The following is an 11,248-nucleotide window of genomic DNA, read 5'->3' as shown; positions in this document are numbered from 1 at the left end:
AACAGGACGCCCAGCCCTCTACGACAACGCTATCGACACCGACTACACCCACTCAATCGGCATTCAAAAAGGCCAAATCTAACCCCCGCGACACGCCGAGCCAGACACACATTTTGACCCTTAACCCAAATAGTCAGGCACCCCAACGCAAACACCCCCTACCCGTTATCTCAGGCAGGGGGTGCTGTGCAGAGCTAGAGACGAGACTTGAACTCGCAACCTACGCATTACAAGTGCGTTGCGCTACCAATTGCGCCACTCTAGCAGCGCTGAAGAGTCTACACTAACGTTCACTCGTTTACCGAAATCCCACTTCCTACCTCCACCGATGCCCTTCAGCGTCCCGACGAGCCCCGTCGGATCGGTAGGGATGAACCCGGATAGGGTGGTGGCTCCGGCGTCGAAGAGGATGGAGCTCATCGGGGTCGATGGGCCGACGATGATGGTGTCTAACCCGGCGGAGAGCTCCAAGAGGCGGGGCATCGTTTTGTTCACGAGGGCGGAGGCGGTGATGAAGACTGCGTCCAGGTCTTGGGCGAGGTATTCGAAGGCGGAGTCGGGGTAGTCGCCGGGACGTTGGACTCGCTCGAAGACGTAGAGGTCGGCGACGTCGCGGAGGGTGCGCTCCAGGCCTGGGAAGTGCCCGACGACGCCAACGCGCTTGCCGGCGTAGTGGGAGGCGTAGGCGACGAATGCGTCCGGAGCTTCGGCGAAGTGGGATGCGTCGCGGTTCACCCAAGCATTGATGGCGGCGAGGCCGACGCCGGCTTCGGCGAAGTTCCACGATGTGACCATGGAGGCGGCGTCGATAAGAGGGCGTCCGATTGGGGACTCGGAGAGGACGGGGCGGCCGTCGCCGGGGTAGACGGCGGCGATGCCGACGTGGCCGTCGGAGGTGCGGAGCCAGGCCCAGTGGGGTGCGATGCCGAAGTCGGTGACGGTGATGGTGGTCGGGGTGGCGTCGATAAGTTGCTCGTAGAGTTGCCAGGTCATGTGGCCATTCTAGGCGTGTCGGGGTGGCTTGCTAGGGTCGAATACGTGAACTTGAATTCGCTGTGGGAGTTTGTCCGCGGGTCACGCCAGCACGTGGCGACGATTGACGCGGCGCGAACGTCGCCGCCGCCGTCCGTGCTTGCCCCGATTGATCTGACGGATACCGCGCAGGTAGCCGGGGTTATGAATATTGCTGCGCGCATTGGGGAGATCCTGATCGCGAATGGCACGACGTCTTCGGATGCGATTGCGCAGATTCACACGGTGACCTCGTCGTATGGTCTGCACTACTGCCATGTGGACATCACGGTGAACACGATCATGATTAACACGATTATTGGGGTGCATAAGCGTACCCCGGTCAACGTGTTCCGCGTGGTCACGATGATGAGCGAGAACTACCACAAGCTGCAGGAGGCGGACCGGCTGATCCGCTCGATTCGTTCGGGCGCCACGCCACCGGAGCTTGCGGAGAAAATCCTCGACGATATTGATAACTCCCCTATCCCGTGGCGCAACACGCGCTACCTGGCGGGTTGGCTGGTGATGGGCGCGGCCGTCGCGATTTTGCTGGGCGGGGACCTGTTCATGTCCGCGATTGGCGGGCTCACAGCGTTTCTCATCATGGGATTTAACAAGATTTTGTCCCGCAACTCCCTGCCTTACTTCTTCCACTGCGCCATCGGCGGCTTCTTGACGACGATCCCGGCGGCGCTGTTCTACGAGGTCGCGCCGATGATCGGCAAGACGATTGTGCCCAGCCAAGTGATCGCGGTGGGCATCGTGGTCCTGTTGGCGGGTCTGACCTTGGTGCAGTCGCTGCTTGACGGGGTGACGGGCTCGCCGGTGACGGCCTCGGCGCGATTCTTCCAGACACTGCTCTTTACCGGCGGCATCGTGGCTGGTGTCGCGATTGGGTTGAACACGTGGGAGCTCATGGGCCTGGGCTTGCCTCCGCTGGAGACAATGCTGGGGACCCCAACGTTTAGTGGTGCGGCGGCGCGTATTGCGGGGAGTACGTTGGCGTCGGCGTCATTCGCGGTGACGTGCTTCGCGGAGCGCCCCGCGGTGGTGGTGGCGGCGTTTACGGCCGCCGCCGGTTCGAGTATGTATTACCTGTTTTTGATCCCAATCGGCTCCGGCGCCCTGATGGCGACGGCGGCGTTGGCGTTCGTCGTCGGCCTTGCGGGTGGTTTGATTGCCCGCCGTTTCCTGATCAACCCGGTGATCACCGCGGTGGCTGGTGTGACCCCGTTCCTGCCTGGCTCTGGTGTGTATCGCGGGATGTACGCCATGATGAACGAGCAGATCGTGGTGGGCCTGACCAACCTGTTCATGGCGGTCGGCACCTGTATGGCGCTGGCTGGCGGTGTGGTGTTTGGCGAGTGGGTGGCGCGCCGTCTGCGTGCCCCGCAGCACTACATTCCGTACGAGGCTTTCAAGCGGGCCGGGCGCTTCACGTTCCAGCAGATCCGCCGACGGAGGCCCCCAGGCGGGCTTCGTCACTAATATTGGCGTAGAATCGTTGTGCTAGTAATGCGCGTCATACAAGGAGGAACCCGTAGTGCCACCCAAGATCACCGACTCTCGCCCCTCGCCTGAGGCGCTCCACGCCGTTGAGGAGCAGACAGCATCTGGTGCTCGCAGGATTGTTGCTACCTACGCCGAGGACTTTTTTGATGGCGTGACCTTGATGTCCATGCTCGGCGTCGAGCCGCAGGGCTTCGTGTACAAGAAGTACGCGGAGGAAGTCCTGGGCGCTGAGGAAGAGGAAGAGCCGAAGAAGGCGACCAAGAAGAAGGCTACGAAGAAGAAAGCCACCAAGAAGAAGGCTTCTAAGAAGAAGGCCACGAAGAAAAAGGCCACCAAGAAGAAAGCAACAAAGAAAAAGGCCACCAAAAAGAAGACTGTAAAGAAGAAGTCGTAGTTGTGAATGAGTTCGTAGTGGTGGCTAACCGCCTGCCCGTCGACCGTGTCGAGGGCGGGTGGAAGGCGTCACCCGGCGGGCTCGTGGCTGCGCTCGCACCCGTGTTGCGGGCACGCGCCGGTTGCTGGGTGGGGTGGTCCGGCGCGGTGGATGAACCGGTCGCGCCGTTTCGCTTTGATGGCATTGACCTGCACCCGGTGACGTTGGACGCCCAGGACTACGAGGAGTTCTACGAAGGTTTCTCCAACTCGACGTTATGGCCGCTTTACCATGACTTGATCGTGGCCCCGCAGTACAACGAGCAGTGGTGGCAGCGCTACCGTGACGTTAACGTCCGCTTCGCGCGCGCGACCGCCGAGGTGGCGGCGCAGGGCGCGACGGTGTGGGTGCAGGACTACCAGTTGCAGCTGGTGCCGGGCCTGCTGCGCGAGATGCGCCCCGACCTGACCATCGGGTTCTTCCTGCATATTCCGTTCCCCTCCCCCGACCTGTTCCGCCAGCTCCCGTGGCGTGAGGAACTCATCGGTGGACTCAACGGCTGTGACCTGGTGGGGTTTCAGCGCGAGGCGGATGAGCGCAACTTCCGCGCGCTCGTCGGCGACGATAACAACAGCCCGCGCAGTGGCACGTTCCCGATCTCGATTGACCCGGCGGCGGTGCAGGTTGGCTCGCCGGAGGCGGTGGCGAAGCTGCGGGCGTCGGTAGGGAATCCTGCGGCGCTGATGCTGGGGGTGGACCGCATGGATTACACGAAGGGCATCCTGCAGCGTTTGCTCGCGTTTGAGCAGCTGCTCGAGGAAGGTGTCGACGCCACCCTGATCCAGCTTGCTACCCCGTCGCGCGAGCGTATCGAGCACTACCGCAAGACCCGCCGCCAGGTCGAAGAGGCCGTGGGCAGGATTAACGGCCGCTTCGGCTCGGTGGGTCGCCCTGTGATCCACTACATGCATCGCGGTGTGTCCAAGCAGGAGCTGGGCACGTTCTATGCGGCTGCGGACGTGATGTTGGTGACGCCGTTTAAGGACGGCATGAACCTGGTGGCAAAGGAGTACGTGGCCTGCCACCCGGACGGGGACGGCGCGTTGGTGCTGTCCGAGTTCGCCGGCGCGGCCGTGGAGCTGCACGATGCGTATTTGTGTAATCCGTTCGAGGGGGCGTCGATACTTCGGGCGATGCGGGAGGCACTTGACCCGGATCCGGAGCGGATGCGGCGGATGTATGCGCGCGTGTTGGGGCACGATGTGCACCGGTGGGCCGCGGAGTTTTTGCAGGAGGTTGCGCGATGAAACGGCTGGTTGTTGCAGGTGCAGCACTGGGGATGGCGGCGTGTTCGCCGGCGCCGCCGGTGTGGCAGGTCGTTGCGGTGTACACGGCTCCGGACACGCCGGGGGATGTGCCGGATCGGGCGAATGTGAGCATCGACGGTTCGAAGCTGACGGGCTCGACGGGATGCGGCAAGGTTGAAGGCGACGTCACGGTCACTGAAGACACGCTGACGGTCAACGAGATTTCTTTCGCCGACACGGCGGGCTGCGAGGGGGCGGCGCGCTACACGCACGATCAACTGGCGTCGCTGGTGGTGCCGGAGGCCACGTTCCGAATCAACAATGTCAGTGACACCGAGAAGGTGCTCACGCTCGACGGTGACGACGTGAACGAACCGAGCATGCGGGTGATGATGCTGTGAGTTCCATCGCCTACTTATCGACGGCCCCTTCGCTCCTTGTCTGCCTCGACTTCGATGGCACGATCAGCGAGCTGAACCCGGACCCTTATGCGGTGAAACCGCACCCGGTGGCGCTGGAGGCGATTGAGCGCCTGGCACACGCCCCGAATACGGAGGTGGCGATGCTGTCCGGCCGTCACCTGGAGGGTCTGCGCAGGGTGTTCCCGCTGCGGAACCCGGTGGTGTTGGTGGGTTCGCACGGCGCGGAGCCTGGCCCGGAACTTACGCCGGAGGACGTCGAGTATTTGGACGCAATCGAAAAGCAGCTGGAGGCGATCGCGGTTCCGCCTGCGTACGTGGAGGTCAAGCCGTACCAGCGGGTGCTGCACGTCGCGCCGGTGGGGGACGCGGCGGAGCGCGAGCGCATGCTGGCGGAGGCGCTGCGGATTCAAACGCCTCGCCCTGTCACGCCGGGCAATAACGTGGTGGAGTTTTCCGCGGTGGACGTGTCGAAGGGTTCGTGGCTGCGGGCGCACAAGCAGCGGTTTGCTGCGACGCTGTTCGCTGGCGATGACGTCACGGACGACACAGCGCTTGCGGTGCTGGGGCCTGCGGATGTGGGGATCAAGGTAGGGGTCGACGTTGCAGGCGTGGACGAGATGGCGACCTTCCTGAAGGCGCTCGCCGACGCTCGTTGTTGATATTCATTTTCAATACCACGTACAATGGCGGCCATGTTTTCACGACGCTTCATTGGCATCCTTGCTGCATCGACGCTCGCACTGAGCGCCTGCAGCAGCACTGACAGCACCGGCGACACCGCAGCTGATGCCGCCGACGGCCAGATCGTGGCCACGACGCAGGTGTGGGCGGACGTCGCGAGCCTGGTGACGGGCCAGAACGTCCCCGCGATCATCTCGAATACCTCGGTGGACCCCCACGACTACGAGCCGACGGCCGCCGACCTGGCGCAGGTGGCGAAGGCGGTGCTCGTGGTGGCTAACGGTGGCGCGTACGACGCCCGCATCTACGGCGCGGCGGAAGACGCGAACGTGGTCTCCGCACTGCCGCTGACGGAAGCGCACGAGCACGACCACGATCACGAGCACGGCGAGCATGGCCATGACGACCACGACCATGACCACGCCCACGAGGAGAACGAGCACATCTGGTACTCCACCGCGGCGATCGCGAAGGTGGGCGCGGACCTCGCGCAGCGCACTGATGGCAGCACGGACGCGCTCGACGGGAAGCTTGAGCAGCTGCAGACGAAGCTGGACAGCCTCAAGGCGGCGCGCGTGGCGCAGACGCACCCAATCGCGGACGCGATCATCGAGGAGTCCGCGCTCGAGGACGTCACTCCGGAGTCCTTCCGGCACGCAACGCTGAACCACTCGGAGCCGTCCTCGGCGGCGCTCGCGGAGTTCATCGCTGCACTCGAGTCCGAAGAAATCGACATCCTGATTAACAACCCGCAGAGCCCGAACGGTGTCTCCGACAAGCTGGTTGAGGTGGCGAAGGCCAACAACGTGAAGGTCGTCGACATTTACGAGACCCCGCCGAACGGCGAGAACTTCTTCGACTACTTTGCCGAGGCGCTTGACGAGCTCTAATGCTGCACCTGACCAACGCCTCTTGTGATCCCCTGTGGCACGACATCAACCTTGATGTCGCCGCGGGGGAATTTGTCGCTGTGCTGGGCCCGAACGGCAGCGGCAAGTCCACGCTGCTCGGCACGATCCTGGGCACGCGGAAACTCAGCTCAGGCACGATTTCGGCGCCGAAGAACATCGGGTTCATCCCACAGCAGCGCATGTTCCCGCCGGAGCTGCCGGTGCGGGTGCGCGACCTGGTGTCGCTCTCGCTTGAGCACCGTCCGCTGCGTCGGCCGAGGAAGGGGGACGTCGATACGCTGCTGGACAGCGTGGGGGCGCTGCACCTTGCCGACGCCCGCGTGGGCACCCTGTCGGGCGGCCAGCAGCAGCTGGTGCGACAGGCGCAGGCCTTTGCGAAGCAGCCCGACCTCATCCTTGCCGACGAGCCCCTGCTCTCCCTGGACGTGGCACGGCAGCGCGACTTCGTGTCCCGGCTGCACGCCGCGAAGGTCGCGGTGGTGATGGTGACGCACTCCATCGACCCGGTGATCGACATCGTGGACAAGGTGCTCTACCTGGGGCCGAACGGGCACGTGGTCGGCAGTGCCGACGAGGTGCTGCGCTCCGAGGTGCTCAGCGAGCTGTACGGCGCTCCGGTGGAGGTCGTGCGTGTGGGTGGGAAGACGGTGATCCTGTAAATGCTGGAGCAAACGCAGTACCTGCTCGGGTTCGATTTCGTGATCGTTGCGCTGATTGCCTGCGCGATGCTGGGCGTGCTCTCGGGTGTGATCGCGCCGCTGATCGTGATGCGGAAAATGTCATTCGCGGTGCACGCTACTTCTGAGTTGGCGTTGATGGGTGCCGCGGTTGCGCTCGTGACGGGCCTGAACCTCAGCTTGGGGGCCGTCGTCGGCTCGATTGTGGCGGCGATCGTGCTCGTCCTTTTGGGGCTTCGCAGCGACACTGACTCATCCGTGGGCGTGGTGATGAGCTTCGGCATGGGCATTTCCGTGCTGTGCATCCACCTCTACCCCGGTAACTCCACCACCGCGATGGCGCTGCTGACGGGCCAGATCGTCGGGGTGAGCAAGGAAAACCTTGGGGTGCTGACGGCCACCACGCTACTGGTTGTGGTGGCCGTGATGGTGCTGTGGCGCCCGCTGCTGTTCGCCTCTGTAGACCCGGAGATGGCGGCCGCGAGCGGGGTACGCGTGAAGGTGCTGGCCACGCTGTTCGCCATCCTGCTCGGCATGGCGGCCGCCCAGACCGTGCAGATCGTGGGCGTGCTGCTGGTGATGGCGCTGCTGATCACGCCCGGCGCGTCCGCGGTGGCCATTACGGCGCGGCCCGCGGCGGCGGTGGCGTGGTCGGTGCTCTTCGCGGAGCTCGCCGCCGTGGGCGGCATGCTGCTCTCGCTGGCGCCCGGCCTGCCGGTGAGCGTGATGGTGGCGTTTGTGTCCTTCGCCATCTACCTCGTGTGCCGGGCGGTGGGCTACTTCACGCGGCGCTGACGTGCGAACTCGCTGAGCACCACGCCCGCCGCGACGGAGGCGTTCAGGGACTCTACCCAGTCGGTCGTCGGGATGGACATGATCACGTCGCAGTTCTCCCGGACGAGTCTGGAGATGCCCTTGCCCTCCGAGCCGACGACGATGACTACCGGGTCGGTGGCGCCCTCGAAGGTGTCCAGGGTGTGCTCGCCGCCCGCGTCGAGGCCCACGACCATGTAGCCGTTGTCCTTGAACTGCTTGACTGTACGGGTCACGTTGGTCACCCGCGCGACAGGCAGGCGAGCCGCCGTGCCCGCCGAGGTACGCCACGCCACGCCCGTCACCTGCGCGGAGCGGCGCTCCGGGATGATCACGCCGTGGCCGCCAAACGCGGCCGTCGAGCGGATCACCGCGCCGAGATTACGCGGGTCGGTGATGTTGTCCAGGATGACGAACATGCCGGTCTCCCCGCGGTCCGCCACACCGGCGACCAGGTCGAAGACGTCCGCGTACTTGTACGGCTGGATCTTCAGCCCGATACCCTGGTGCATGCCGTTGCCGGTCATCATGTCCAGGTCGTGGCGGTCCACCTCCTGCACCGGGATGTTGCGGGAGTTCGCCAGGGTGACGGCCTCGCTGAGGCGGTCGTCGTGCCCGGTGCCGCGTGCCACGAACAGCGCCTCGGCTGGCACCTTGGCATGCAGACACTCCACGACGGGGTTGCGGCCAACAACCATGTCCGGCAGTTCGCGCTCGTGGCGGCCCTGGTCGCGGCGCTTGCGCTCCAGCTTGCGCTTGTGCGCCGCGTGGTAGACGCGGTCCTCGGCCTTCGGGGTCGCGCCCTTGCCGCGCAGCCCGCGGCGGCGCTGCCCACCAGAGCCCTTCGTGGCGGTCTTCTTGTTCTTCTTCTGCTTATCGGGGCGGTGGTATGGCTTGGCCATTAGTTCTCCTTCAGTTGCCACTGCGCGCCGTCGGCGGTGTCGGTGACCTCAATGCCTGCGGCGGCAAGGCGGTCACGCACGGCATCGGCCGCGGCCCAGTCCTTCTCGGCACGCGCGGCGGCCCGGCGCTCAAGCTCGGCACCAACCAACACATCAAGTGCCTCGGTTACTCCATTATTTTTCGACGCCCCATCGTCCCACACACCGGGGTCCACACCCAACACCGCGGCCATCGCACGTACCTGAGCAGCCAACTCGCCCGCCTTGGCGGTGTCGTGCGCGGCGAGCGCCTTGTTGCCTTCGCGGACCACGTTGTGGATTTCGGCGAGCGCGCGGGGCACGGAGAAGTCGTCGTCTAGCGCCTGGGCGAAGCCTTCGGTCCAGGTGGTCGGCTCGGGCGTGCCGGCGCGGTGCACGAAGTCCTCGATGCGGCGGTAGCCCGCCGCGGCCTCCTGCAGCGCCTCCGGCGAATACTCCAGCACGCTGCGATAGTGCGCGGAGCCCAGGTAGTAGCGCAGCTCCACCGGGCGCACGGCGTCCAGCATGTTGTCGATGCTCAGCACGTTACCCAGCGACTTCGACATCTTCTCGCCCGCCATGGTCACCCAGTGGTTGTGCATCCAGTACTGGGCGAAGCCATCACCCGCGGCGTGGGACTGCGCCTGCTCGTTCTCGTGGTGCGGGAACTGCAGGTCCAGGCCGCCACCGTGGATATCGAACTCGGCGCCCAGGTACCACGTGGACATGGCGGAGCACTCCAGGTGCCAACCGGGGCGGCCGTCGCCCCACGGGGTCGGCCAGCTCGGCTCGCCGGGCTTGGCGGCCTTCCACAGTGCAAAGTCGTGGCTGCCGCGCTTGCCGTGCACGTCACTCTCGCCCTGGTTCATCTCCTCGACACGGTTGCCGGACAGGGAACCATAGTCGTCGCTTGCCTTCGTCCAGGCGGCCACGTCGAAGTAGACGGAGCCCTCGGAGGCGTAGGCGAAGCCGGCGTCGATAAGCCGCTGCATGTAGTCGACCATCTGGGTGACGTGGCCCGTGGCGCGTGGCTCGACGGACGGCGGCAGCACGCCGAGGGTGTTGTAGGCGCGGGTGAACTCGCGCTCGTAGGTGCTGACCCACTCCCACCAGGGACGATCATGCTCGGCGGCCTTGTTCAAGATCTTGTCATCGATGTCGGTGACGTTGCGCACGAACGCGACGTCGTAGCCCTTGGCCGCGAACCAGCGGCGCACAATGTCGAACGCCACCCCCGAGCGCAAGTGCCCGATATGCGGGGCGGACTGTGGCGTGGCCCCGCACAAGTAGATGGAAACGTGGCCCTCACGCAGCGGGCGGAATGGACGCAGCGTGCGCGTCGCGGTGTCAAAAATCTGTTGGGTCTCGGCAGTCACGGCCCTTAGCTTAGTGCAACCAGCGCAGTAGCGACGGCAGCGCGCCCCTCACCCGAGCCGGTGAAACCCATGTGGTCCGTCGTGGTCGCCGACACCGACACCGGGGCGCCGAGCACCTCCGAAAGCACGCGCTGCGCTTCCTCGCGCACCGGGCCCATCTTCGGGGTCTGGCCAATCATCTGCACCGACACGTTGATCACCTGGTGGCCATGCTGTGCGAGCAGCTCGCGCAGCTCATTGAGCAGCTGCGTGCCCCGCACTCCGTCATACTCCGGCCGACCCACCCCGACGAAGGAACCCAGGTCCCCCAGGCCCGTCGCCGAAAGCACCGCATCCACCACGGCGTGGCTGACAACATCGCCGTCCGAGTGCCCCTCGCAGCCGTCTTGGCCCTCGTGGAGGATGCCCGCGATCCAGCACGGCTTCCCGGCCTCGATCTGGTGCGCATCAAACGCGGTACCGACCCTAAACTGTGGAAAATCTGTGTGCGACGTCATGCGCGCAAGCCTACCGCGTACTCCCCGACGGCACCTCGAAGATTGTCGGCTCCGCCTCGTCCGTAATGCTCTGCGCCAGGCGCATGTCAATCGGCGTGGTGATCTTAAACGCCATCGGGTCCCCCTGCACCGTGTGCACGTCCACGCCGAACCACTCCATCAGGCTCGCGTCATCCGTAGCGACGAAGTCCGGCGTCCCCTCGTAGTACGCGCGGTTCGCGGCGAGCAAGGAACGCAGGTCAAAGCCCTGTGGCGTCTGCACCGCCCGCAGCGTCGAGCGGTCCGGGGTGCCGACGACGCGCCCAGCTTCGTCGATCTCCTTAATGGTGTCGACGACCGGCAACACCGGCACCACCGCATCCGCGCCCTCGAGCACGGCACGGGCGACGCGCGCGATCATACCGGGCGGGGTCAAGGCCCGGGCGGCGTCGTGGATCAGCACGCAGGCGTCCTCGTGCTCGATCGCCTTGAGGCCTTCGTAAATGGAGTCGGCGCGCTCCGCGCCCCCATGCACGAAGCGGACGTCGTGGCCGCGCAGCGTGGTGCGCGCGATTTCCTCCATCTCGGGGCTGACCACCACGATGATCGAGTCCACCACCTCGGCGGTCTCCATCGCGGTGACCGAGCGCTCCAACAAGCTGCGCCCACGCAGCGGCACGAACGCCTTCGGCACGCTCGCCCCGAGCCGCGTGCCCTGGCCGGCCGCAGCGACGACGGCCACTACCCTGCGAGACATTCGGCTACG

The 11,248-nt window shown here is 65.2% G+C and carries 13 protein-coding genes and 1 tRNA gene; 8 read left to right on the top strand and 6 right to left on the bottom strand.

The genetic code is table 11. The features are described 5' to 3' along the window. Positions 1-192 precede the first annotated feature (192 nt). Together JMN37_RS06950 and JMN37_RS06945 are read right to left on the bottom strand one after the other, a co-directional pair. Positions 193-265 (bottom strand) — tRNA-Thr (locus tag JMN37_RS06950). After that, the gene (locus JMN37_RS06945) at positions 244-993 is read right to left on the bottom strand and encodes a Rossmann-like domain-containing protein (RefSeq protein ID WP_252931457.1); all 750 of its coding nucleotides are present in this window, start codon (positions 991-993) and stop codon (positions 244-246) included. The genes JMN37_RS06950 and JMN37_RS06945 overlap by 22 nt, the downstream gene beginning before the upstream one ends. Before the next feature lie 45 nt (positions 994-1,038). Here JMN37_RS06945 and thrE point away from each other — a divergent pair, with 45 nt between their 5' ends. The 8 genes from thrE to JMN37_RS06905 are packed head-to-tail and all read left to right on the top strand — an operon-like array spanning position 1,039 to position 7,692. Then, the gene (gene thrE, locus JMN37_RS06940; protein WP_252931456.1) at positions 1,039-2,502 is read left to right on the top strand and encodes a threonine/serine exporter ThrE; all 1,464 of its coding nucleotides are present in this window, start codon (positions 1,039-1,041) and stop codon (positions 2,500-2,502) included. A 55-nt stretch (positions 2,503-2,557) separates the two neighbouring features. After that, on the top strand, positions 2,558-2,920 hold the full coding sequence (locus tag JMN37_RS06935; RefSeq protein WP_070361929.1) for a hypothetical protein: 363 nt from the start codon (positions 2,558-2,560) through the stop codon (positions 2,918-2,920). A 2-nt stretch (positions 2,921-2,922) separates the two neighbouring features. Further along, positions 2,923-4,206: an alpha,alpha-trehalose-phosphate synthase (UDP-forming) gene (locus JMN37_RS06930; RefSeq protein WP_071573141.1), complete on the top strand. Its 1,284-nt coding sequence runs from the start codon at positions 2,923-2,925 to the stop codon at positions 4,204-4,206. Further along, on the top strand, positions 4,203-4,607 hold the full coding sequence (locus JMN37_RS06925; RefSeq protein ID WP_252931455.1) for a hypothetical protein: 405 nt from the start codon (positions 4,203-4,205) through the stop codon (positions 4,605-4,607). Before JMN37_RS06930 ends, JMN37_RS06925 begins: the two co-directional genes overlap by 4 nt. Further along, positions 4,604-5,287, top strand: a complete 684-nt coding sequence (locus JMN37_RS06920) for a trehalose-phosphatase (RefSeq protein WP_252931454.1) — start codon at positions 4,604-4,606, stop codon at positions 5,285-5,287. The genes JMN37_RS06925 and JMN37_RS06920 overlap by 4 nt, the downstream gene beginning before the upstream one ends. Positions 5,288-5,320: 33 nt before the next feature. Further along, entirely contained in the window at positions 5,321-6,199 is an 879-nt protein-coding gene (locus tag JMN37_RS06915) for a metal ABC transporter solute-binding protein, Zn/Mn family (RefSeq protein ID WP_252931453.1), read from the top strand. Beyond that, a complete protein-coding gene (locus tag JMN37_RS06910; RefSeq protein WP_252931452.1) occupies positions 6,199-6,879 on the top strand; it encodes a metal ABC transporter ATP-binding protein in 681 nt (226 codons plus the stop codon). Before JMN37_RS06915 ends, JMN37_RS06910 begins: the two co-directional genes overlap by 1 nt. Further along, complete coding sequence (locus JMN37_RS06905; RefSeq protein WP_252931451.1) at positions 6,880-7,692, top strand: metal ABC transporter permease; 813 nt, start codon at positions 6,880-6,882, stop codon at positions 7,690-7,692. It begins immediately after the preceding gene. On the opposite strand, the gene rlmB is transcribed toward JMN37_RS06905, so the two are convergent. The 4 genes from rlmB to ispD are packed head-to-tail and all read right to left on the bottom strand — an operon-like array spanning position 7,674 to position 11,239. Continuing rightward, entirely contained in the window at positions 7,674-8,612 is a 939-nt protein-coding gene (rlmB, locus tag JMN37_RS06900) for a 23S rRNA (guanosine(2251)-2'-O)-methyltransferase RlmB (RefSeq protein WP_070478108.1), read from the bottom strand. The genes JMN37_RS06905 and rlmB overlap by 19 nt on opposite strands. Next, complete coding sequence (gene cysS, locus JMN37_RS06895) at positions 8,612-10,006, bottom strand: cysteine--tRNA ligase (protein ID WP_252931450.1); 1,395 nt, start codon at positions 10,004-10,006, stop codon at positions 8,612-8,614. The genes rlmB and cysS overlap by 1 nt, the downstream gene beginning before the upstream one ends. A gap of 5 nt (positions 10,007-10,011) precedes the next feature. Continuing rightward, entirely contained in the window at positions 10,012-10,503 is a 492-nt protein-coding gene (gene ispF, locus JMN37_RS06890; protein ID WP_252931449.1) for a 2-C-methyl-D-erythritol 2,4-cyclodiphosphate synthase, read from the bottom strand. 10 nt (positions 10,504-10,513) lie between these two features. After that, entirely contained in the window at positions 10,514-11,239 is a 726-nt protein-coding gene (gene ispD / locus JMN37_RS06885) for a 2-C-methyl-D-erythritol 4-phosphate cytidylyltransferase (protein ID WP_252931448.1), read from the bottom strand. Positions 11,240-11,248: the final 9 nt, after the last annotated feature.

Source organism: Corynebacterium lipophilum, from assembly GCF_024102595.1.
GTDB lineage: Bacteria > Actinomycetota > Actinomycetes > Mycobacteriales > Mycobacteriaceae > Corynebacterium > Corynebacterium pseudogenitalium.
Note: the sequence above shows the minus strand (reverse complement) of the source record. Positions and strands in the feature narration are given on the sequence as shown.

Bases quoted from the DNA above. Each gene is read 5' to 3' on its own strand.
- JMN37_RS06945 (WP_252931457.1), bottom strand. From the start codon at position 993: ATGACCTGGCAACTCTACGAGCAACTTATCGACGCCACCCCGACCACC.
- JMN37_RS06925 (WP_252931455.1), top strand. From the start codon at position 4,203: ATGAAACGGCTGGTTGTTGCAGGTGCAGCACTGGGGATGGCGGCGTGT.
- JMN37_RS06915 (WP_252931453.1), top strand. From the start codon at position 5,321: ATGTTTTCACGACGCTTCATTGGCATCCTTGCTGCATCGACGCTCGCA.
- JMN37_RS06910 (WP_252931452.1), top strand. From the start codon at position 6,199: ATGCTGCACCTGACCAACGCCTCTTGTGATCCCCTGTGGCACGACATC.
- JMN37_RS06905 (WP_252931451.1), top strand. From the start codon at position 6,880: ATGCTGGAGCAAACGCAGTACCTGCTCGGGTTCGATTTCGTGATCGTT.
- rlmB (WP_070478108.1), bottom strand. From the start codon at position 8,612: ATGGCCAAGCCATACCACCGCCCCGATAAGCAGAAGAAGAACAAGAAG.
- ispF (WP_252931449.1), bottom strand. From the start codon at position 10,503: ATGACGTCGCACACAGATTTTCCACAGTTTAGGGTCGGTACCGCGTTT.
- ispD (WP_252931448.1), bottom strand. From the start codon at position 11,239: ATGTCTCGCAGGGTAGTGGCCGTCGTCGCTGCGGCCGGCCAGGGCACG.